The 19,883-nt window shown below is 33.8% G+C and carries 32 protein-coding genes and 1 pseudogene; 28 read left to right on the forward strand and 5 right to left on the reverse strand.

Translation table 11 applies throughout. The annotated features are described in order from the left end of the window. From AC1DKZ_RS29685 to AC1DKZ_RS29815, 27 genes and pseudogenes are all read left to right on the forward strand, one after another. Nucleotides 1–876 (forward strand): hypothetical protein (locus tag AC1DKZ_RS29685; protein ID WP_476997681.1); only part of this gene is annotated, 876 nt, incomplete at its 5' end. Between the two features lie 52 nt (nt 877–928). After that, complete coding sequence (locus tag AC1DKZ_RS29690; protein WP_476997682.1) at nt 929–2,059, forward strand: bifunctional lytic transglycosylase/C40 family peptidase; 1,131 nt, start codon at nt 929–931, stop codon at nt 2,057–2,059. 13 nt (nt 2,060–2,072) lie between these two features. Further along, nucleotides 2,073–2,666, forward strand: coding sequence for a hypothetical protein (locus AC1DKZ_RS29695; protein ID WP_476997683.1), 594 nt, complete (start codon nt 2,073–2,075; stop codon nt 2,664–2,666). 64 nt (nt 2,667–2,730) lie between these two features. Continuing rightward, nucleotides 2,731–3,030: a hypothetical protein gene (locus AC1DKZ_RS29700; protein WP_098661293.1), complete on the forward strand. Its 300-nt coding sequence runs from the start codon at nt 2,731–2,733 to the stop codon at nt 3,028–3,030. Nucleotides 3,031–3,175: 145 nt separating this feature from the next. Then, nucleotides 3,176–3,361, forward strand: a complete 186-nt coding sequence (locus tag AC1DKZ_RS29705; RefSeq protein WP_098661292.1) for a hypothetical protein — start codon at nt 3,176–3,178, stop codon at nt 3,359–3,361. Between the two features lie 167 nt (nt 3,362–3,528). After that, complete coding sequence (locus tag AC1DKZ_RS29710; RefSeq protein WP_097877637.1) at nt 3,529–3,966, forward strand: molecular chaperone DnaJ; 438 nt, start codon at nt 3,529–3,531, stop codon at nt 3,964–3,966. Nucleotides 3,967–4,009: 43 nt separating this feature from the next. After that, on the forward strand, nt 4,010–4,417 hold the full coding sequence (locus tag AC1DKZ_RS29715; protein ID WP_098709634.1) for a hypothetical protein: 408 nt from the start codon (nt 4,010–4,012) through the stop codon (nt 4,415–4,417). Then, nucleotides 4,417–4,689 (forward strand): helix-turn-helix domain-containing protein, encoded by a 273-nt coding sequence (locus AC1DKZ_RS29720; RefSeq protein ID WP_327946443.1) that lies wholly within the window; start codon nt 4,417–4,419, stop codon nt 4,687–4,689. The genes AC1DKZ_RS29715 and AC1DKZ_RS29720 overlap by 1 nt, the downstream gene beginning before the upstream one ends. Nucleotides 4,690–4,886: 197 nt before the next feature. Continuing rightward, nucleotides 4,887–5,999, forward strand: a complete 1,113-nt coding sequence (locus AC1DKZ_RS29725) for a response regulator aspartate phosphatase (RefSeq protein WP_149191493.1) — start codon at nt 4,887–4,889, stop codon at nt 5,997–5,999. After that, a complete protein-coding gene (locus AC1DKZ_RS29730) occupies nt 5,996–6,136 on the forward strand; it encodes a hypothetical protein (protein WP_170952301.1) in 141 nt (46 codons plus the stop codon). The genes AC1DKZ_RS29725 and AC1DKZ_RS29730 overlap by 4 nt, the downstream gene beginning before the upstream one ends. Nucleotides 6,137–6,293: 157 nt before the next feature. After that, a complete protein-coding gene (locus tag AC1DKZ_RS29735) occupies nt 6,294–7,196 on the forward strand; it encodes a hypothetical protein (RefSeq protein WP_476997684.1) in 903 nt (300 codons plus the stop codon). Nucleotides 7,197–7,243: 47 nt separating this feature from the next. Next, on the forward strand, nt 7,244–8,260 hold the full coding sequence (locus tag AC1DKZ_RS29740) for a hypothetical protein (protein WP_476997685.1): 1,017 nt from the start codon (nt 7,244–7,246) through the stop codon (nt 8,258–8,260). Nucleotides 8,261–8,602: 342 nt separating this feature from the next. Then, nucleotides 8,603–9,175, forward strand: a complete 573-nt coding sequence (locus AC1DKZ_RS29745; RefSeq protein WP_204210141.1) for a tyrosine-type recombinase/integrase — start codon at nt 8,603–8,605, stop codon at nt 9,173–9,175. Between the two features lie 15 nt (nt 9,176–9,190). Then, nucleotides 9,191–9,355 (forward strand): hypothetical protein, encoded by a 165-nt coding sequence (locus tag AC1DKZ_RS29750; protein ID WP_476997686.1) that lies wholly within the window; start codon nt 9,191–9,193, stop codon nt 9,353–9,355. A 179-nt stretch (nt 9,356–9,534) separates the two neighbouring features. Next, the gene (locus AC1DKZ_RS29755) at nt 9,535–9,786 is read left to right on the forward strand and encodes a YueH family protein (protein WP_476997687.1); all 252 of its coding nucleotides are present in this window, start codon (nt 9,535–9,537) and stop codon (nt 9,784–9,786) included. 40 nt (nt 9,787–9,826) lie between these two features. Continuing rightward, the gene (locus AC1DKZ_RS29760; RefSeq protein ID WP_476997688.1) at nt 9,827–10,120 is read left to right on the forward strand and encodes a hypothetical protein; all 294 of its coding nucleotides are present in this window, start codon (nt 9,827–9,829) and stop codon (nt 10,118–10,120) included. Between the two features lie 36 nt (nt 10,121–10,156). Further along, the gene (locus tag AC1DKZ_RS29765) at nt 10,157–10,465 is read left to right on the forward strand and encodes a hypothetical protein (RefSeq protein ID WP_476997689.1); all 309 of its coding nucleotides are present in this window, start codon (nt 10,157–10,159) and stop codon (nt 10,463–10,465) included. Between the two features lie 154 nt (nt 10,466–10,619). Continuing rightward, nucleotides 10,620–10,991 (forward strand): annotated as a pseudogene (locus AC1DKZ_RS29770) (NucA/NucB deoxyribonuclease domain-containing protein); the annotation flags it as partial. Nucleotides 10,992–11,089: 98 nt separating this feature from the next. Continuing rightward, nucleotides 11,090–11,257, forward strand: coding sequence for a CopG family transcriptional regulator (locus AC1DKZ_RS29775; RefSeq protein ID WP_149191483.1), 168 nt, complete (start codon nt 11,090–11,092; stop codon nt 11,255–11,257). A gap of 89 nt (nt 11,258–11,346) precedes the next feature. After that, nucleotides 11,347–11,580, forward strand: coding sequence for a DUF3961 domain-containing protein (locus tag AC1DKZ_RS29780; protein WP_476997690.1), 234 nt, complete (start codon nt 11,347–11,349; stop codon nt 11,578–11,580). A 25-nt stretch (nt 11,581–11,605) separates the two neighbouring features. Then, complete coding sequence (locus tag AC1DKZ_RS29785) at nt 11,606–11,779, forward strand: hypothetical protein (protein WP_179194468.1); 174 nt, start codon at nt 11,606–11,608, stop codon at nt 11,777–11,779. Nucleotides 11,780–11,878: 99 nt separating this feature from the next. Next, entirely contained in the window at nt 11,879–12,376 is a 498-nt protein-coding gene (locus tag AC1DKZ_RS29790; protein ID WP_476997691.1) for a hypothetical protein, read from the forward strand. Between the two features lie 27 nt (nt 12,377–12,403). Further along, on the forward strand, nt 12,404–12,586 hold the full coding sequence (locus AC1DKZ_RS29795; protein WP_476997692.1) for a hypothetical protein: 183 nt from the start codon (nt 12,404–12,406) through the stop codon (nt 12,584–12,586). Between the two features lie 36 nt (nt 12,587–12,622). Continuing rightward, nucleotides 12,623–12,985 carry a hypothetical protein gene (locus AC1DKZ_RS29800; RefSeq protein ID WP_476997693.1) on the forward strand — a complete coding sequence of 121 codons (363 nt, stop codon included), beginning with the start codon at nt 12,623–12,625 and terminating at the stop codon, nt 12,983–12,985. Between the two features lie 182 nt (nt 12,986–13,167). After that, nucleotides 13,168–13,530, forward strand: a complete 363-nt coding sequence (nrdI, locus tag AC1DKZ_RS29805; RefSeq protein ID WP_097877697.1) for a class Ib ribonucleoside-diphosphate reductase assembly flavoprotein NrdI — start codon at nt 13,168–13,170, stop codon at nt 13,528–13,530. Nucleotides 13,531–13,564: 34 nt separating this feature from the next. Continuing rightward, on the forward strand, nt 13,565–14,320 hold the full coding sequence (locus AC1DKZ_RS29810) for a hypothetical protein (protein ID WP_476997694.1): 756 nt from the start codon (nt 13,565–13,567) through the stop codon (nt 14,318–14,320). Nucleotides 14,321–14,594: 274 nt separating this feature from the next. Next, the gene (locus AC1DKZ_RS29815; protein WP_476997695.1) at nt 14,595–14,819 is read left to right on the forward strand and encodes a helix-turn-helix domain-containing protein; all 225 of its coding nucleotides are present in this window, start codon (nt 14,595–14,597) and stop codon (nt 14,817–14,819) included. Nucleotides 14,820–14,865: 46 nt separating this feature from the next. On the opposite strand, the gene AC1DKZ_RS29820 is transcribed toward AC1DKZ_RS29815, so the two are convergent. Further along, entirely contained in the window at nt 14,866–15,531 is a 666-nt protein-coding gene (locus tag AC1DKZ_RS29820; protein ID WP_476997696.1) for a replication-relaxation family protein, read from the reverse strand. Nucleotides 15,532–15,535: 4 nt separating this feature from the next. Then, the gene (locus tag AC1DKZ_RS29825; protein ID WP_476997697.1) at nt 15,536–16,732 is read right to left on the reverse strand and encodes an FtsK/SpoIIIE domain-containing protein; all 1,197 of its coding nucleotides are present in this window, start codon (nt 16,730–16,732) and stop codon (nt 15,536–15,538) included. Between the two features lie 313 nt (nt 16,733–17,045). Between AC1DKZ_RS29825 and AC1DKZ_RS29830 the strand changes: the two genes are divergently transcribed. After that, nucleotides 17,046–17,516 (forward strand): endonuclease domain-containing protein, encoded by a 471-nt coding sequence (locus tag AC1DKZ_RS29830; protein WP_476997698.1) that lies wholly within the window; start codon nt 17,046–17,048, stop codon nt 17,514–17,516. Between the two features lie 22 nt (nt 17,517–17,538). Here AC1DKZ_RS29830 and AC1DKZ_RS29835 read toward each other — a convergent pair whose 3' ends face one another. The 3 genes from AC1DKZ_RS29835 to AC1DKZ_RS29845 form a co-directional block, all read right to left on the reverse strand. Then, nucleotides 17,539–18,093: a DNA-binding protein gene (locus AC1DKZ_RS29835; RefSeq protein ID WP_476997699.1), complete on the reverse strand. Its 555-nt coding sequence runs from the start codon at nt 18,091–18,093 to the stop codon at nt 17,539–17,541. Nucleotides 18,094–18,183: 90 nt separating this feature from the next. Beyond that, nucleotides 18,184–18,603: a hypothetical protein gene (locus AC1DKZ_RS29840; protein WP_149191471.1), complete on the reverse strand. Its 420-nt coding sequence runs from the start codon at nt 18,601–18,603 to the stop codon at nt 18,184–18,186. 29 nt (nt 18,604–18,632) lie between these two features. Next, on the reverse strand, nt 18,633–19,799 hold the full coding sequence (locus AC1DKZ_RS29845) for an Alp7A family actin-like protein (protein WP_476997700.1): 1,167 nt from the start codon (nt 19,797–19,799) through the stop codon (nt 18,633–18,635). Nucleotides 19,800–19,883: the final 84 nt, after the last annotated feature.

The raw sequence follows: 19,883 nt of genomic DNA on the forward strand, positions 1-19,883 counted from the left end.
ACGACAACGCCAGTAACACCAGCTGCACCGATTCATAATGAAGTACCAAATCAAGAAGTAGCTGCTGGATCAACGACAACGCCAGTAACACCAGCTGAACCGATTCATAATGAAGTACCAAATCAAGAAGTAGCCGCTGGGCCAACGACAACACCGGTAACACCAGCTGCACCGATTCATAATGAAGTACCAAATCAAGAAGTAGCCGCTGGGCCAACGACAACACCGGTAACGCCAGCTGCACCAATTCATAATGAAGTACCAAATCAAGAAGTAGCCGCTGGGCCAACGACAACACCGGTAACGCCAGCTGCACCAATTCATAATGAAGTACCAAATCAAGAAGTAGCCGCTGGGCCAACGACAACACCGGTAACACCAGCTGCACCAATTCATAATGAAGTGCCAGGTCAAAATGTATTAGTTACACCAGTTGTAGCGCCTACCAAAGAAACGAAAACAGCGCCGATAGAAAATAGTGTTCCAACGGAACAAATCCCAACAAAAAATATTGATTCCTCTGAAATAAAAGAAAAACAAGAAAAAGTAATTAAAAACGAAAAATATATTTCTAATCCGTTAAAAGATTTCCTAACAAATCCAGAAGAACAAATTCAAGAAATTGTTCAAGATTGGATTGAATCGACAGAAGCGGTAAAAGAAAAAGAAACAAATAAATCATCAAATGAAAATGAAGCACAAAATAATCAAACTGACATAGAGAATGCATCTAATACAGAACGAACAGAAGAACGTGGAGAACAAGAAGAACAAGTGCGACCAGGTCAACGCCAGCAAGTGTATAACAATCCAGCGCGTGGATCTCGACACTTAGCGTCAATGAATGAAGATGAAGATATAGAGAATGTAACATAAGCCCTCTAAGTAATGAGGGCTTTCTTTCTAAGTAAAAGGAGGGGAAGAAAAGTTGCAATCTAGTCAATCACAATTAATGGTTGAGCAGGAAATAGTAGAGCAGGTTCAAAAAAAGCAAAAAAAGAAAAAGGGATGGAAAATAAAACTGATCGTAATTTTGATTAGTTTAGCGGCATTAATGATTACTGTAGCTGGAGTTGGTTTGGTTACTGTTTTAATGTTAGATGATGAAAAACCAACAACTCCAGGTGGAGTAGGCGGGATAGGCGGGATAGGGACGGCTAATGTTTCACCGGAAGTCTTAAAATGGGAACCTCTTGTAAGAAAACACGCGCAAAGTTTTGGGATGGAACCTTTTGTGCCCCTCGCTTTGGCCCTAATTCAACAGGAGAGCGGCGGGACTTTGATCGATGTCATGCAGAGTGCAGAGGGAGCTTTTAACACCCGTTATCCAAAAATACAAAATGGTATAACAGATCCCGACTATTCAATATGGTGCGGTATACAGGAGTTAAAACATTCATTAGAATTAGCTGGTGTTTCTGGCCCGGCTGATATAGAAAAAATTAAATTAGCACTTCAAACATACAATTTCGGGCCAGGATTTATCAATTTTATTCAAAGGAATGGTGGAGCGTATACACTTGAATTAGCAAAACAATTTGCCTTAGAACATGCAGGAGGTCGTACACAATGCGGTTTTAGAAGTCCATATTGTTATGGGGACTTTAGCTATGTAGAAAAAGTGTTAAAACATTATGTTGCTACCGCTGGAGGTGGAGGTGCTGGCCCTGGAGATGGAACAGGAGACGGACCAGCGAATGCGAAATTTAATGAAATTATGGCTCTAGTAGCACCGTACGACGGTTATCCGTATGTGTGGGCTGGCCGAGCGCCGCCGAATTTCGACTGTTCGGGACTGATCGAGTGGAGTTTCAATAAAGTAGGAATTCGACTTAGTGGAACCGCAGAAGATATGTATAATGCGACCGTACCTGTTGACAAACCAGCGCCAGGCGATCTAGTTTTCTTTCACGGAACATATAAAGCGGGTATTTCACATATCGGAATTTACATTGGTAATAACAAGATGTTTAATGCAGGTGGAACACATTTACATTATGCAGATCTAAGTATGCCGTATTGGACAGAGCATTTCTCTGGTATTAGAAGGGTAAAATAAAGGGGGAAGTAATATGAATAAGGGGATTGTAGCAATTCTCATATTGTTATTTTTAGGAGTAGGGACATATGCAAGCTCTCAAACTTCAAAAGTAAATAATTATCAAAAAAAATATGAAGATACAAAGAAAAAATTAAATGTAGCACAAAAGGAAAACGAAAAATTGAACCAGGAATTAAAAGGGAAAGAACGAAATACCGAAACAGAGGTAAAGAAAGATACAGAGGATTTTTTAAAGGCTTTTTTTGCTTATGATACAGCTAAAGGAGAAAGAGCGTGGACTAAGATCCAACCCTTTGCAACAGAAAAAGCTTTAAAAATGCTAGTTCCAGCGGGAACAGATCCAAAGCAACCAATAGAAAGAACAGAGCCAGATAAAACTATAGTTTCGGATATTGATAAATTGTTATTGTACTATACACCAGTAGATGCAACACGGGCGAATATATTCGCCCGTGTTTGGCAGAAAATAACCGTTAACGGTGTTTCAAGTATTACACAAATACCGTTAGACATTTCTTTAATATATGATGAACAGAAAAATAGATGGGTAGTAGATGAAACGAAAATTCAACAACCTATGAAAGAAGATGGATATATAAGTTGATCTTTTTAACAATATAAAATCAAATAAGTACGCTGATTATAAAGGAAAGGAGGTGGATCATGTAATGATAAGCGTACTTATTTGGATAACAACGGGAATTGTTGCTTATTTGTGTTATAAAACATTTAATATTGAACAGGAAAAGCTAGAGAACGGAAAATATGATATATACGGCTTTGGAATTGTAGCTATTAGTCTCATTGGTATGTATGTTCTTCGAACTGTTTTAACTGATAGGATTGATCTACAAGTAATATTTATCCTAATCTCCATTGTTATAAATGGGATTGGCATCATGCTTATGACAAAACAATTTGTCTACGACTATCATCATAATAAACTTCCACCATTCCACAGAAAATGACTTCTCAGATTTGTTTATAAAACGTTTTTTAAACTCCATTAATACATTAGGTATCGAATTCGTATTTAAACGTTATTTCGGCTGATAAGGGTCTTAAGCTCATTTTAGATATTAGAGAATTTTATTATCAATTTGGGAGGAAAGCATGGGAACAATTATGACAGTCCTATTAGTTGTATTTATTGTAGGGGCGGTTGTCTCTTTTTTAATGAAAAAGATAAAAAGCTTAATTCGGTTTATGGTGCTTAGTATAATCTTTGGTATCTATCATACCAACATTGACATTTTAGGGCTTATAAGGAGCATTGGAGGGCCGATATTATTTAAATAATTAATTGTGATAAGGACTAGATAAGATCTAGTCCTTATTATTTTTGAAATACAATGTAAATAAAATGAAAAAATGTAAAATAATACTTGTTTTATGCGCTAGCGCATGATAATATAAAATTAAGAAATGCGCTAGCGCATTCAAAAAAACAAAAGGAGTTGCTGACCATGAAATACTTTCAAAGTGTCACTACCTTAGAGGATCTAAAGAAACAATATAAAAAATTAGCTAAAAAACATCATCCAGACTTAGGCGGGAAACATGAAGATTTCATTGAACTAAAGAACGAATATGATAAGCTCTTTGAAAAATTGAATACGAAAACAGAAACAAGTGGAGCATATCAAAACATCATTGACGAACTTATCAAATATGATCTTGAAATTGAAATCATCGGGACTTGGGTTTGGGTTACAGGTAATACTTACTCGTTAAAGAAAGAATTAAAAGAACTTGGTTTCAAATGGGCATCTAAAAAAAGGGCTTGGTACTGGTATGAGGGAGAGTATAAAAAATACCATAATAAAGAATTTTCATTAGATGAAATTCGTACCATGCACGAAGTGAAACGCATCAAAAAAGGAAAGCCGAAACTTGAAGCCTAAGAGGGATTTTCCCTCTTAGTTTTCTAAAAAAGGAGATGCCCAAATGTATATAAATGCTAATTGTGATAAATTCAAACACATTTATGATATGGAGAGATTAAAAGGTTACAGTGATAGGGCTGGAAGGGATATAGATAGGCTAGAGGAAATTATAGAAAAATTAAAAGAGTATCAAATGAAGATACATGAACATGCGCAAACTGTCGCAAATACTGAATTTAAAAGCGTTGTAACGTTAGTTAGAAATAGATATGATAAAAATCTTGTAAAGTTTCATGTTCAATTGGAAAGGCGGCCAATGGTCGATAAAAATTATATAGAAGATGAAAAGGTGAATGGATTTTATGAACATTACAAAATGTTTGTAGGAAAAGAACGCCACCAGGCTTTAAAATATGCCGATAGTCTAGCGTTGCAATATCATTGTGAAATTGAAAGGAGAGGTTTTTAATGCAGCGAAAATTTAGGCTTCCAGACGATGTCTGGGAGCAATTCACTGAAAAAACAAGTGCACCAGCTGAAACATTACGTCAATTGGTGATTAATTATATTGATGAGGATAGAAACCCGCTAGATGAGGTTATGGGTGTAGAAGAAGCGGCTGAACAGTGGAACATGTCACCTGGAACATTAAAAAACTTATGTGCTTCTGGTGAGGTTAAAGCGAAGAAAATCGGTAATAGATGGATCGTTTCAAAAAGGCAATCGTGCCCTAAAAAATAGGTGCAAAATGAATTTATATGTAATTACGATTTATTTAGTAAAAATGTCCTTTTAGTTTGTTATTAGACTTATTTCAAAGAAAACAATTAGATGTATATTTTATTGAGAAATATTCAATCTTCTGAATATTTAATGTGTTTAGCTGTATTTTTTGATATTATGGTATTAATTTACATGAAAAAGGGGAAGTGGATGCTATGGGTGTTCAAGTAATTACTAAAGAAAAAATTACAAGCCTATTGAACGAATGGTACGAAGAAATTCGCATACGAAATCTCGGGACAGCCCAACAATTAAAAGAAAGTATAGATAGTAAAATTCACAGTATAGAAGAAGATCAAAGCATACTTGTATATTATGCACTTCTTAATTACCGTTACGATATTTTGATCAACAATACGGAAAGTATGGAAGATAGTTTGAAAGTGCTAGAAGAGATTGAAAAACCTAAAGACAACTTTTTAACATATTATTATTATTTCTTTAAAGCGCTACATGCTGTAGAAATTGGAAAGTACAATGTTGCAAATGAAGCATATCAAAAAGCAGAAGAGTTTTTAAAATATGTTCCAGATGAAATTGAAAAAGCAGAATTTCAATATAAACGATCAATTTTTTACTGGCAGACGCGCCAGCCATTAAAGGCCCTGGATTATATTTTGTATGCTAAAGAAATATTTTTAAAACACAAAGGATATGAAATTAATGTTGCAGGATGTGAAAATATTACAGGGTTGATTTGTAATACATTAAGGCAGTATGAAAAGGCAGAGGAACATTTCCTTTTATCCTTAAATGTTTTAGAAAATACAGAGCATGAGAATTTGATTTTAAAAACACGACAAAATTTAGGCATGTTATATGCTGATCAAGATATGTCTGAACTAGCAATACGCTATTTATCAGAGGTAATTGATCATGAAAAATGCAGTCTTACAGACCTTCCGCTTTTAAAAGCAAACTTCTTATTAGCTAGAGAATATTTTAAATTAGGTCAAAAAGAAATTGCATCAACATTAATTTTAGATGGTATTAATGTTTGTAAGAGCTTAAATAATGAAGAATATGAATATCACTTTAAAATTTTAGAAGCTATGAATAATGGTTCATCAACTGAAACATTAGAAACAGTAATACAAGAAGGAATTTCCGTTTTTGAAAAAGAAGGGTTAATTGGGTATGTGAAAGACTACTCTCAACAGTTAGCGATTAAATTTGTTGAAGATAATGGCTTAGAAAAAGCAGGGAAGTATTATCACATAGCTCATCAAGCAGAGAAAAAATTACAAGAACGGGAGGCTTTAAAATGAAAAAGCTCGGCTTATTAAGTTTTGTAGCGGCTGTAATTCTGTCATTTGGTATTAATGTATCTAATGATTCACAACAAGCAAAACCACTTCCGAAAGAGCCAGTTATTTATATGTCTGAACACGGTACAGGTTGGTAAATAGCGCTTGTAAAATAAATGTCATTACCCCATTAGGAGAAACCTTGCTATTAATAGTAAGGTTTTTTTGCTGTTTTTAGGAAACAAGTTTTTTGCTTTAGATGGTAAAATAAAGAAAAGAATTGTGAGTTTATGTTATTAGAAAGGGGAATGAAAATTGAACATATTTAAATTAACAACTGATAGCGAGAAAATTTTTAATCTAACTTTAGAGAACTATGTGAATAGCACTCATAAAAAAGAACCCTATTTTCATACAGGGGAAAAAACTAGATATTTCGCTGTATGTCCAGGTTGTAACAATCCTGTTCAAATATATAATTTATATGTAAACAAAAATTTGAATGAAAACAAAAACAAGCAAAGCTTACATGCTAGACATTATTCGAACAATGTTGTTGGGTTGGCAATGTATAATCAAGAAAAATATAATAATTGTTACCTGTCTGATCCGCACTCGTTTAGTAGTGATGCTAAACATAAAAATAAAGAAAAATGTAATGAGTTGCTAACTTTAATCAAAAAGAACCCAGATACTTTATATAAATTCATAAGAAAGATAGCTAGTATTAATTTCCCCTATCCACTATTTGATGCTATGATTAAAAATTTCATGAAGTCAGAAGGGTACTATTATAAATATATAAATAAATTTAATTTACCTTATGGATTTTTGAATATGCAAAAATCCATAACTTTGTACAATCAATATTTATATAAATATGGGGATCATTTAAATGAAGTGAGAGAAAGTATCCAAAATAGCGATCATTACCAAATCGTTAATGATCAAATCAAGAAGAAGACTGCGGAATTTGTTGAACTAGATTTTTATTTAACAAATCATCGCATAAAAAATAAAAGTGAAGAAACCATTGAACTTAGAATTGTTGAATCTGTAGAAGGAAGAAAAAACATTATATTTAAAAAAGTAATCCCGATAAACAAATTTGATTTTATGAATCAGATTTTTTATAACCAAAACAGAACGAATGAAATTACTCCAGGAAGTCCAAGAGAAAAAGCGCAAAAGATAGTAGATAAATATATAAAAAAATAAATTTCGTGAATTGTTGATTACAAAACTAAATGAGAGGTTTGATTAGAATGAGTTATCCTAAAGATCCATTATTGCAAGCTAGTCAAAAAGATGAGGAAATGGCAAAATCTATAGAAAAATCCACCCGGAGAATTGATGACAGCGCTAATTCTGCAATAAAAACTGCACAGAAAAAGGATGAAAAAAATATTACTGTATTGAAAAGTCAGCAAACAATTCATGATATATTGATTTCCAGCGCACAGAACTCACCTATTTATCAAGTATGTCAACTCCTTATGAACGATACTTTAAATCAAAATGCACTTAAATCTTTAATTGAATTAAGAAAAAAAGAACAAATTTATTTCCAGCAAGTACAACATGCATTTGAAAGTTTTAATAAGTTAGTGAAAAATTTGGACTTTGATAAACGATTAATTGATTTACACAAAATTGCTAAACGAGAAAAAGATACCGCTTTAGAGGTTAAGGCCATTTTTCTAGAATTAGATTTTCCTCCACATGATGATTTATTTCCAAATGAAGCACAGGAAATAGTTGCACTATATCATACAAGTGAATTAAGTGTAACTGAAACATATGTTGAAGAGTTATTTTTAGAGAAGTTTGATAAACAAGCTTTGGTTGCTATGAAATCTAGATGGAATGGATTTGAATGGCTAAATAATCGGATTTTCATTCTAGAACAAGTTATTGAGGGACATTTAGCAGGTTATTATAATTTGACAGTCCCTACATTATTGGCACAAACAGAAGGTATTGTGGCACAAGGTTTTAAACATGTGGGAAAAATGAACGGGGGCACACTAAAGGGATTTTTATCAGATTTGTTATCGGATAATAGCACATACTCATTCGATGCCCAAATTCATACTTTTTATACAAGTAGAATATTAGCAGGGTTTGAACATGGTAAGGAGATAAACTCTAGTTTAAGTCGTCATGCAATATTACATGGTGGCGATAGCTTCTATGGTACTCAAGTTAACTCTTTAAAGTGTATATTGATATTTGATTATCTACTAGATCGATTAAACAATCGCAGAAACATGGATAATTAAAATCATAGGGGTATAAGCCCATGCCTATCAACATAACAGAACAGTTTGCCCCCAAAACGATAAAAATTAACTTTAGTGCTATAAAAAAACGGAATTTTCGTTTAGGGGGCACTTTGAAATCTCAGCTTGTTGGGTATGTTCACTGTAGAAATGAGTTTTACAAAAGTATGAAAATAGCAAATTGATACAAACCAGCTGTATAGTGCGTTTTATGCATGTAACAGCTGGTTTTTTTATGAAAAAAAGTGATAGGAAATCATTGTTAATTTTACAAATTACAGTTATAATATAATTAAGTTTTACATAATATAATTAACAACAGAGAGTAGGAGGTCATTTTTTATGACGAAAGGAGGACGTAAGCCAGGAGCAAAAGAGCCAATCCGATCACTCGAAAAAATTGACGAGATGAAAGAATGGTTATTGCGCAACTCGTCTTATCGGAATTACTTTATTTTTTATTTTGGTATTAATACAGGATTAAGGATCAGTGACATATTACGTTTGAGGGTCAAAGATGTTAGAGGAAAAGATGTAGCAAAAATTAAAATGGAGAAAACAGAAAATACCGTTGATGTATATTTCAATACGGTTTTACAACGTGAAATTGAAAAGTATACAAAGCAAATGGCCGATTCAGATTGGCTGTTCCCTAGTCGTGAAGGAGATAAGCCAATTACAAGGCAAATGGCTGATACAATTCTAAGAAAAGCGGCCCTATCTTGTGGAATTGATAAAGATCATTGGGGCACACACTCGATGAGAAAGAGCTTTGGCTACCATTACTACCAGAGGAAAAAAGATGTGTACTATTTGATGAAGTTATTTGGTCATACAACGCAAGGGCAAACGTTGCGTTACATTGGAATTGAAGCTGATGAGATTAGAAAGACAATGGAAGATTTCACACTCTAAGAAGGGGTGGATTTAATGGGAGGAAATCAAACAGAATCTAAAGATACGAGCGTTTTGTTATATCTAATTGGATTTTTTTTGTTTGGTGTACTAGTAACATGGTATGTATTCGATCCAGATCTTTTTAAAGAAATAGCTAAATCAATTGGTGGGCCAATTGCAGGGGGAAGTTCTAAATAGACTCTTATCTTTCTAAATGGGGAATGGGAGGTTTTAATCATGGGCGTTATAAGTCCAGATATTGAACCGTTTGTAATGGCCAGTTTTGGTATTACACTTGCTTTAATCCTTTTAGCGGGCGTTTCAATAAGACACGTTCATAAAAGGATTAAGGGATAAATAGAAAGGGGGCGATATAGGTGAAATTCGCGGAATTTGAAGCCTTGAAAAGCTATGATTCACCAACGGTGTATTTTTGCGAACATGATATGAAACACAGCTGTTTAATTGCTATCCCTTCATTTAATTGGAGTTTTCTTATGGATTACAAGATCGATTTTAAAGATGAAAGGCCGATGCTAATTAAAGCTTTATCTAAGTGTGTTAGTGATTACGATGCGGAAAGCATTGCTGATGTACTTTATGATTATGTGTTTAGTGAATTCAATTAAGTTTTTCATAACAACTTCATTAAGAAATGGGGAATGGAAAATGAAAAGGATAGCAAAAGAATTTTTAGAAATTACAAAAGATGTTTTTGAAAGACAAAGTACAGCCAAACCATGCATTTATTACTACAATGGTAAATTAGATTTCTCACCCGGTGATACGTTAAGTGGGACAGCGATGGTAGTGCACAATGGAGAAGCGGAAATTGTAAAAGATACGGGAGATTTAGCAGAGTTAACAAATGAATGGGAATTTGATTTTAAAGTTGCTGTTGAAATTCTTGCTGAATCCCTTGAAGATTATATTCTCGAAAAAGAAGAAGATAAAATGTTATAAAAGCGTTACTTGAGAAAAAGTAGGTGAAATCGAAATATGATTGAATCTGTAATGGATCAAATAAAATGGATTTTGTATATCGAAGCACTTTTCTTGATTTTATCCTATCGTGTATTTAGGTATGAGCTATGGAAAGGTAACCGGAAAGTATATTGGGCTTATATGTTGTCACTGTTAGGAATTATATTGTTTTTATATTTGAAGGATTTATATATAAATGCTGTTATTATGATCATCACAACTATATTTGCAACATTGAATGCAATTGTTGTAATCAAATTTGTAATTGCAGATGGGAACCTTCCATTTAAAAAAATGAAAGATAGGTTTAAAAACAAATTATAATCAACATTTGTAGAGTTTAATCAGATTCGAATAGTGACTGACTAGGGAAATACTGCGGTATTTTAAATTTGACTTATTAGGGAGGAAAATAATGAAAATTAGGGCCGTTATAGGTGGTTTTGCGGTTGCTAGTATGCTATTTACTGGATGTTCAATGATTAATGATAAAACAAGTGTAAAGCAAGCAAATGGATCTGAAAAAGTGGCGCAAGTTATAGAATTTCCTTCTTCTAAATATCCAGAAACGGGCGCTCATATTAAAGCAGCGATTGAAAAAGGGAAAACTGATATTTGTACTATAGACCGAAAAGGGGCCGCGGATAGAAGGAAACAATCTCTAGCGGGCATACCAACAAAAAAGGGATATGATCGTGATGAATATCCAATGGCTATGTGCAAAGAAGGCGGAACGGGTGCGGATATTAAGTATATTAAACCCGCTGATAATAGAGGTGCTGGATCATTTATAGGTAATAAGGTAGATAAATTGCCAGATGGAACACAAGTTAAAATTGTAGTTAAATAAAAAGTCAAAAAATTTCAAAAAACATCTTGATTAAAGTAACTTAATTCATTATAATAAAAGTAACCTAAATCAAAACATACAACCAGGAAGGGGAACAAATGAAAAAGCATGGAGGGAAAAGGGAGGGTGCTGGTCGTCCTACACTCGGTATAACGAGAAAGGTTTCAGTTACACTTTCCGAAGAACATTGGCAACGCATAAAAGATAGTGAAAAGACATATTCAGAATTCTTTAGAAAACTAACCCTAGAGAAATTTGAAAAGTAAAATTGCAAAAGAAAAAGCCCTGTCAATGTCGGTAAACGTGGTCAGGACTCTTTCTATAACTTGTGATAATTTAGAAAGGATGGTTTGTGGTGTCAAACAATCTTTTAAAAATTACCAACGATGAGTCTATTTTAACATATCCTCATCGTGAATCGAGATCCCTCAAAAAATTTTACTCTCTCATTTCAGAAAATTGCAAAAATATAAACAAATGGTTTGGTATTGAAGAAAGTATTTCTGATCAAATATGGTTTTATGGAACTATTTTTATAGCTATTTCGATAATGATTTTCATGTACATCTTTTCTGTTGATATTCTTTAAACCTACAACGAGAGGAAGAATGTAAATGGAAGATTATATTTGTGTAGCTTGTGGAAAAGAAGCGGAAGAAGGCTTTTGTTTAGGAAGATTATGCTATCACTGTATAGAGGAAGTTGTGATTTATACGAAAAAACAAATTGATGAAGAAAAAGGGAAGCATAAAATTTTAAATCATAAAAGAAAGGGTGTAAAGAAGTGACTGTAAGAATTAAAAACACATTAAATTTTGTTGGATTAGTTTTATTAAGTGCTTTGATTTCGGTAAGTTTAGTGAATTAATTGAAGGGGGCATTTAATAATGAGCTATATCGAAATGTTAAAACAGGGAGAAATTGAAATTGGAGCAACTGATAAAAACGGGAATGCATTAAAGCAGTTCGATTTCGTTGTTAAACAAGACGATAAGGAAGGGATCAGCATTTGTTGTATTCTTTATCACGGTGTAACAAAGGAATTTGTTGCAATGAGCACTTCTGATTGGTGGGTTCCTTTTCAAGATTTGCATGTAATTGAAAAGCTTGATCATGTCATAGCAATAGAATTTTTTGGATTGGAAAGAGTGGGCCAATACTGGGGGGTGAAAAATCAACCGTTTGAAAATATGCCAGTGGACCAGTTTGGCGCTCTTAATGAGTCTACAAATATTCTAGAAAAATTAGGTGAGGAACATAATGCAATGATCAATAAGGTGGATGGTCATTGGCATATAAAAATTGGTGATAAAGATTATAGTGACGAACGTCTAGGCGTTGCGGCTTGCTTAGCGGCTGTAAGTACGGTGAGAATATCAGCTTAATAACTTCATAAAAATGGGGTGAACAGGTTGTACGTTTTCGATGTGCGGTATGTATTGGGTGGAGAAGAATATAAAAAGTCATGGCTCCTGGCTTGGCCAGAAGAAGGGTTTCAGTTAAGGAAAGAAAATAATTCGGAGATAAAACAAATTTTAAGTGAAGAACACGGAAAAGAAGTGAAAGTTATAGAAACGGATTTAGAGGAATTTTAACCAAAAAAATTGTTAAAAACGAAAGGGGTAATTAAAATGTTAAATGTTATGTTGGATGAAACGGTTAAGGTAAAATCTTTAGGGGCTAAATCTCGTAAGAATAAAGGTACAAAATTCATGATACCTTTGAGTGAAGCACAGTATGACCAATTGGAAGAATTGAATTTATATGAAGAAGAGATAAATATCATTGCTGCAGAATTGATTCGTGAAGGTTTAGATTATGCTTATATGGATGATATTCCAGTACACGAATATGATCAAAGTGTATATGAAATTGTAAGTATTGAAATACCAGCTGGAGAGCGCCGCACATTAGAAATTTTGGCTAAAAAACACGGTTGCACTATGAGAAAAATGGGGTATACAATCTTAAATTTTATGTTAAAAGCACAGTAAAAACACCCTATACAAAGGCATAGAGTGAATTTACAATAGGTATTCTGTTGGCAAATGATTTTTAACTACAGGAATTTAGTCTGGTACACTAAATTCCTTCTTTAATGTTATAACAAATAAAGAATATAATTCAATAAATTTCATGCTTTCTTTCAAAAAAAGGAGAGTGCATCATGAAAAACATCTTGGTTTGTTATGATTCGCAAACAGGAAATGTAGAACGTTTTATTTCTAAATTAGGAATGAAAGCAATCAAAATAAAGGAAAATATGAAAATAGAAGATGATTTTATTTTCGTTACGTATACAACGGGATTTGGGCAAGTTCCAGAGAGAACATTGGGTTTCTTAAAAAGGAATCATAATAGGCTATTGGCCGTGGCTGCAAGTGGGAACCGTAATTGGGGCCAGAGCTTTGCGAAGAGTGCGGATATAATTGCAAACATGTACAAAGTACCTATAATTCATAAATTTGAGCTATCGGGTATGGAGCAAGATGTAAAAAGCTTCATAAGAAGTATAGATTTGTTGTTATGTTATCCTTAGAGGTATACTTCTAACTAGGAAGGATGGGATCAGAGTGTCTACAGAACAAAAGGTAATACAAGATTCATTGAAAAAACAATACAGTGAAGAATATAAGACGCTACAAAGAACGTGGCATGGCATAGATCAAGAATTATTTTATACTTGTCGTTTAGCATATTGGACACAATGGGTATCATTCCACATTGAGCATTGCACATGGCTTTTAAAAGGAAAAATGAAACAACCAAAGCGACAAGAGTGTATAAAACAACGTCAATATTTATATGATTTGAAACATAAAGCTTTTAATTTGTTGGCCCAAAGTAAATATGCGCAATTAAAAGCATTTATACCGCCTTTTCACCGCGAATTATGTGATGAGCATAAAATGAAAATTGGGAAGCAACCAGTGCATTACATGCTAGAAAAAATGAACAAAGAGGTAAAAGAATGCCCTAAGTGTTGTGAGGGAAAAGAACATTATTACTCTTTATATGCTGTTGAGGTTAAGCATGAGGAAACAAATACTTTCTTTTTATTTCACGTACCGTACTTTAAAATCAAAGATATGGTCAAAAAAGATATTAGTACACTTCCAAAGCTTAAACGTTATTCGCTAGATATTGGCGTTACAGAAATTTCAAATGTAAAAAGAGTTCCCGATGCATTTAGTTATAAGTTGACAGTCAAAAAATTCAAAGAAAATTTGGATGCTCTTTCAGAGCTTATTAATAAAGATAAAAAACCAATTACGTTAAATAAACCAAAAGTATTAGGGAATACGAGATACAAAGAGAAAAAGAAATAAGCACCTATATAGGTGCTCTTTTTTTTTGATATTTTTTCGAATATTCATAGCAATGGTTTGCTAATAGGCTGATTTATAATGGCAAACTATTACTATTGTTATGTATGATACATTCCACAAAAAAATTACAAAAAGGTTGCAAATCTTATGGTCATATTAATACATATGCACAAACTTTATGACACATGCACAAATTATTGTGATTACGTATATCATTTTTTCATTTTGTCCATAATTACGAGTAAAGGCGTAGTGAAAGGGATGTACATAAACAATGTGGGGAAAACCAAAGAAAAAAACAAAGTTAGCAAAATGGTTGTTTGAACGCGGTCTGGAGCAAAAAGATCTGATAGGTGCTAGTGGAGTAAGTCGCAATACAGTTTCTAAGGCTTGTAATGAAAAAGACTATATTCCTAGTCCACAAGTGATGAGGAAATTAATTAAGGCTATTAGAAAGCATGATTCAAAGGTTGATATTAATGATTTTTGGAGTATGTAAGTGCCATAGAAAAAAGAGCTAGAATTTTACTAGCTCTTTTATTATTTTAGTTGATTTTAATCTTAATGCCATTTTTGGGTGATTGTGAAGATACAGAAGCTTTTTTAATAGGAGAGAACATGTTTATTAAACTATGGATATTCGGCACTTGAACTACTTTTATATAGTCGCTCGTGATTTGATAATGTGTATCAGTAATCATAAGAACGATAGGGAATACTTTTTTATTTGGTCGTTGCCAGTGAAATTGTTGCCAAAGGTTTGATAAATAAAACTGTTCATATCGATCTATTTTGGATTGCATAACTTTTTCACTGTATTGAGTACGTTGAATTTCAATCATAAATGGAGTGTTTCGGAATAAACAAAACATATCGCATTCAATTGTTCCTTTTTGGCCGAATTTTGGTTCAATCAGTACATGAGAAGGTGTATCGTATTTTGTTAATTCTATATAAGCATCAACGATGGATAGAAAATGAAAAACCTTTTGACTATTGTCTTTTATTTTGGAATCATATGGCGCGTAGACATAAGGCTGAAAAGACTTATAGGCACGGATATAATTTCGATCTTGGAGGCGTTTTAAAACCAGGTTGCAGTTAGAAACGGGATTTTTCAAGTGTGGAAAATGTAATGTAATAATTTGATCTCGACTTAAAACACGGAAACGGATTAGATCGTCTAAAATAGCTTTGTCACGTTTATTCATGGGATTAATCCTCCATTAATCCAAAGATAGTATTGGAATCTTTTTCGTTGCTTATATGAGAATGTTCTGGGCCTTTTGGGTCGTCTTTTCGTTTAAAGGGGGATAGTAGTTTTTTTGCTTCTTCTACAGACAAAAAAGGCGCTTGAACTTCTTGGAGACTATCAGCATCTATTTTAAATATCATTCGTCCAGGCTCGTCAGAGGGAATGTTTTCAGCGCCAGGAGTACCGCTTATATCGCTGTTTGTTTTATCCTCTGAACGAAAGCCCAACCTAGCGTTTAAAATTGCGCGTATGGCCGTATCCAAGCTTTTATTACAAGGTCTTTGCATAGACAAAATGAGAAACATCCCGTAGGCCCTTCCCAAACAAGCATATTGTAGCAAATCCTCTGTAATTTCTTTTTCTTTTTTCAATACAATTACCTCATCAATCACAAGTACAATGAATCCTGGTCTTTCAGATGCAGGAACGTCATTGATGTGACTTACACCGTACTTTTTTAATAAATTTCCTCGTTTATCAAGTTCGTTCTTTAGTTTTTTCATAATAGGTTTAAATTGTCCAGGAGTATCGCAAACAGCTTTTACATGCTCAATGTTTTCGAAGATGTGAAATTCACTTTTCTTTAGATCGACCAGGTACATTTCGAGTTCATGAGGTTTTTTTATTAAAATCCACGTTGTTAAAATAGTACGAAGCATAGAGCTTTTTCCGCTTCCTGGTACACCACTGATTAATGTGTTAGGGGATGTAATTAAGGAGTACTTGATCCATTGGTTGTATTTGTTTTGACCAACAACGATTGGTAACGGTTCATTCTTCAATAGAAGCTCGTTAAAGCTGTAATGTAAGCTTTTCATACGTTTAGGAAATATACGTATAACACAAGTTATAAATCCTATTTCTAGCTCGATACTGTCGCCTAAATATTGTTTGAAGACATACTCCTTTTCGGTTAAATTCTTTGGGTTCATACCTTTTGGTATGGTGAAAATAATTTCCTTGTGAGTCTCTAAAATAAGTATTTTTTGGATAGTAGGGTAAATGTAGGTTTTAATATTTCCATACGTGATGTGAGTCAAAAACAAGCTTGCTGAATGAAATGATTTTTTAGTTTGTTCCTCTAAATCGTTAATTTGATTTTTTCTTTTTATATAACTTTGGTAATTTTGTAGGGCCTTCTCTAATTTTGCTAACAATGAAATCCATCCTTTCTGGTCCATTGCAATATTTACCAGGACAAATTAACCCTATTGGTAAATATTACTTGGTATAAATTTTTGGTTAAGGGGCACTATGACTTCCCTCGGCCTTCCGCCCTCGTCGTCATAAACACATCCTTTATTTCCTGTTATTGCTACTCGTAACACGTTAATACATAGGTAACATTAAGTAGGTAGTGATTTAAGTTACTGATAAAGTAAATTAAAAGCTCTTGCTTAGTCATTAGCCTATGCAGCGATTGAGTAGGAGGTAATTTGTCCGTGATAAAAAATGAAGAGGTGAAGGAATATGATGGGGTTGTTCGTAGTTCTTGGATGCACTTTGTTATTTTTCTTTTTAGCTCAAATTACAACTTCCTCTGGTAGTTATAGCCCCGATAGCGACACACAACGTCAAAAATGTCAAAGTAAGTTAGAGAAACAGGTTTATGATGCGCTTCGTTATAAAGGATATCAACCTACTGTGCAACAGAAAGTACCTGGTACACGTTATAAGCTAGACTTTGCATTCTATTCACCTAATGGAAGGAAATTGGATCTTGAAGTTGATGGGCCATTCCATCGAGTGCCAGAAAACAAACGAAAAGACAAAAGACGTGATGTTCATATGAAAGAAAATGGATGGAGTATTATAAGAATATCGGATATTGCTTTAAAAGAAGGGTTTGAAAAAGAAATGCTTTTATTAGAAGCAAAGTTAAATGCTATGGGCATACAATCGAATATGAAAACGGATATGATCTTATCTGAACAAAAATAAGGACGTATGATGTAATTATTCATCATACGTCCTTATTTTTTGCAAAAAGCTTCGCCCAAAACCCTGGTTTTTTGTCTTGACTAGATGCTATCAATTTTTGCTTTTCATTAAGGGCCTGGATCTCTTGTTTTAGTTGTTCGTATTGTGAAGAAATGGTTTTATTCAATTCGTTAGCTGTTTTTAATTCTTGGAGAATCTGAAGATTCATTTCTTCTTGCTCCTGGAACCTTTGCATAAGCGCTTGAAGTGTTTGGGCGGCCTGTGGGCTACTCGAAAAATGATCATTTTCTTTATGGGCGGGGGTCGCCCAATCGCTCGGATCTTTAGAAAATTCCTCTGTAACAGTAGTTGCAGCCTTATCCTTTGGAACCTTTTGTGTTTTTGTTAGATGTTTGTATTTCTCTAATGCTGATAAATCATGAGCGGTAAATGCGCGGCTATCATTTGTGCCTTTGGTAAACTTATACCCGCTCACTTCTAGCTCACCACACCACCTTTTTAATGTACTGTGTGATATTTGGAGTTTGTCGGCAGCCTCGTGGGTCCAATAGGCTCGTTCTTGTTCGGACTCGCTCATTGTTTCATTCCTCCCGTCCAAAGTCGCTCATTTATAAATTAAACAAAAAGGATCTCACTTCCTTTAAATAAGGAGTGAGATCCTTTTTTTCTAAAAATCGGGGTCTTCTAAATCCTCATCGTCAAGAGATCCAGTAACCACCTTACTTGTAATTAATTGTCCCGATTTACCAACATCTTTTAATAAATCATTGTCTAAGGATGTATTGTTATTTTCTTGATTTGACATAACAACAGATGGAGCTGGAGCTACTTGGATAGTCGATATTTTTCTTGTTAGATGTTCAATGGCCTTCATCATATAATCTTGATTTTTTGAAACCTCAATGAGTTCTTCTTTTGCATCGAATGGCTCCTGGCCTTTTAAGTCCTGTTCAACCAACTTTATAAGATATGAAGCTAATTGTTTTGAGCGGGCTTTTTTATCTAAGTGACTGTATACTTTTTCACTCATATTATCAGTTCGAAGGCCGAACACTTTTTGTTTTTCTTCCTTGCTAGTACGTCCCATGTGCTCCCTCCTTTCTTCTGGTGATATGCCTATTTAGGTGATTTTTGTAACATTTCACCACGACTTTTAACTTCTAGACCATATAGGTTTAATTTACGGGAATCTGGCAAGAAAATATGATTAGCTTGTGCAATTTCAGCGCCGTACATTTCTTCAATAACCTCGCGGATGCTATCCTCTAGAATTGGAGCAACACCGCCAAAATAGATGTATTTGTATACTTTATCAGCTGGCGCGGGCATAACATCTTGAATTTTTAAAATTAAGATGTTAGCAAATTCTTTTAAAGAAGACTTAATTTTATCAGTTAAATCAGTGCGTTTTCCGCTGTTTCCGTCAACTAATTCCATTTTAGGTTTTTGGTAGTTCTGTACTATGAATATCTCGAAAGATCGTAGATCATCGAAAAATTCTATAAATTTTTCTTTTCTTAGTTTTTCGATATGTGATAAATAAGCAAGCTTATCTATTGATTGCATAGAATCACGGTTTTTTGGTGCTTTTAAACCAGCTGGTGATAAAACAAGATCAATAGTACCGCCGCCAATATCGACTAATACCGTATCGTTATTATCAAACTGCTTTGCTTCCTCACGATCTTCTAACTCGAAATTTTTCTTGATACCTAAACGGGCAATTTCTCCTTCAATGCGGCAAGAAGCTTTTTTAACATCAATATTTAAAGTGCGTTCTAAACCAGGAGTGTGAATAGATACGATGTGTTCTCCTGTAAAACGTTCTGACATTGCTGTTTGTGCTTCACTAAATTTAGCTGTACGTTTTAGTAACCAGATAGGTAACATTGTTTGGAAGTATTCAATTTCAATGGTGTTATCATCAGTTTCTCTTTCTTCGTTGATAGCGTGGTAATAAGCAACAGCAGCTAAAAACATTACATAAGGGATATGACTAGTAATTTTATCGTGTAGTTTATTAACATGGTTATTTGCTAGTGCGTGTTTTGCAGCTTCTTCGCCTACTAAAAAATATCTTTCTTTCTCTTCGCCCGGAATTGTTGTAGAGATTAATAAGCGAGAATCTAGATCTTTAGGGTTTCCAATGGCAGCAACAAAATGAGAATCAGCTTCATTTTTGCTGATTTCCACAACATTTGTAGGGATCTCAACATAAAAACCATCAATCAAATTCATATCAAGTGAGTTCCCGGAATCCTTATTCATCATAGAAATTTTCATTTTTTTCTCCACTCCTTTTTTATCTTTGTTAACAATATACCATAACTAAACTGTAGATGGAAGTATTTTCTTATCAAAGTTAAC

It is taken from the genome of Bacillus sp. 05T21, assembly GCF_056396785.1.

Coding starts and splice junctions, on each gene's coding strand:
- AC1DKZ_RS29720 (WP_327946443.1), top strand. CDS start 4,417: ATGCAGCGAAAATTTAGGCTTCCAGACGATGTCTGGGAGCAATTCACT.
- AC1DKZ_RS29745 (WP_204210141.1), top strand. CDS start 8,603: ATGACGAAAGGAGGACGTAAGCCAGGAGCAAAAGAGCCAATCCGATCA.
- AC1DKZ_RS29830 (WP_476997698.1), top strand. CDS start 17,046: ATGATGGGGTTGTTCGTAGTTCTTGGATGCACTTTGTTATTTTTCTTT.
- AC1DKZ_RS29840 (WP_149191471.1), bottom strand. CDS start 18,603: ATGGGACGTACTAGCAAGGAAGAAAAACAAAAAGTGTTCGGCCTTCGA.
- AC1DKZ_RS29835 (WP_476997699.1), bottom strand. CDS start 18,093: ATGAGCGAGTCCGAACAAGAACGAGCCTATTGGACCCACGAGGCTGCC.
- AC1DKZ_RS29785 (WP_179194468.1), top strand. CDS start 11,606: ATGGAAGATTATATTTGTGTAGCTTGTGGAAAAGAAGCGGAAGAAGGC.
- AC1DKZ_RS29790 (WP_476997691.1), top strand. CDS start 11,879: ATGAGCTATATCGAAATGTTAAAACAGGGAGAAATTGAAATTGGAGCA.
- AC1DKZ_RS29695 (WP_476997683.1), top strand. CDS start 2,073: ATGAATAAGGGGATTGTAGCAATTCTCATATTGTTATTTTTAGGAGTA.
- AC1DKZ_RS29740 (WP_476997685.1), top strand. CDS start 7,244: ATGAGTTATCCTAAAGATCCATTATTGCAAGCTAGTCAAAAAGATGAG.
- AC1DKZ_RS29710 (WP_097877637.1), top strand. CDS start 3,529: ATGAAATACTTTCAAAGTGTCACTACCTTAGAGGATCTAAAGAAACAA.
- AC1DKZ_RS29705 (WP_098661292.1), top strand. CDS start 3,176: ATGGGAACAATTATGACAGTCCTATTAGTTGTATTTATTGTAGGGGCG.
- AC1DKZ_RS29815 (WP_476997695.1), top strand. CDS start 14,595: ATGTGGGGAAAACCAAAGAAAAAAACAAAGTTAGCAAAATGGTTGTTT.
- AC1DKZ_RS29730 (WP_170952301.1), top strand. CDS start 5,996: ATGAAAAAGCTCGGCTTATTAAGTTTTGTAGCGGCTGTAATTCTGTCA.
- AC1DKZ_RS29765 (WP_476997689.1), top strand. CDS start 10,157: ATGATTGAATCTGTAATGGATCAAATAAAATGGATTTTGTATATCGAA.
- AC1DKZ_RS29820 (WP_476997696.1), bottom strand. CDS start 15,531: ATGAATAAACGTGACAAAGCTATTTTAGACGATCTAATCCGTTTCCGT.
- AC1DKZ_RS29750 (WP_476997686.1), top strand. CDS start 9,191: ATGGGAGGAAATCAAACAGAATCTAAAGATACGAGCGTTTTGTTATAT.
- AC1DKZ_RS29775 (WP_149191483.1), top strand. CDS start 11,090: ATGAAAAAGCATGGAGGGAAAAGGGAGGGTGCTGGTCGTCCTACACTC.
- AC1DKZ_RS29700 (WP_098661293.1), top strand. CDS start 2,731: ATGATAAGCGTACTTATTTGGATAACAACGGGAATTGTTGCTTATTTG.
- AC1DKZ_RS29845 (WP_476997700.1), bottom strand. CDS start 19,799: ATGAAAATTTCTATGATGAATAAGGATTCCGGGAACTCACTTGATATG.
- AC1DKZ_RS29760 (WP_476997688.1), top strand. CDS start 9,827: ATGAAAAGGATAGCAAAAGAATTTTTAGAAATTACAAAAGATGTTTTT.
- AC1DKZ_RS29800 (WP_476997693.1), top strand. CDS start 12,623: ATGTTAAATGTTATGTTGGATGAAACGGTTAAGGTAAAATCTTTAGGG.
- AC1DKZ_RS29725 (WP_149191493.1), top strand. CDS start 4,887: ATGGGTGTTCAAGTAATTACTAAAGAAAAAATTACAAGCCTATTGAAC.
- AC1DKZ_RS29715 (WP_098709634.1), top strand. CDS start 4,010: ATGTATATAAATGCTAATTGTGATAAATTCAAACACATTTATGATATG.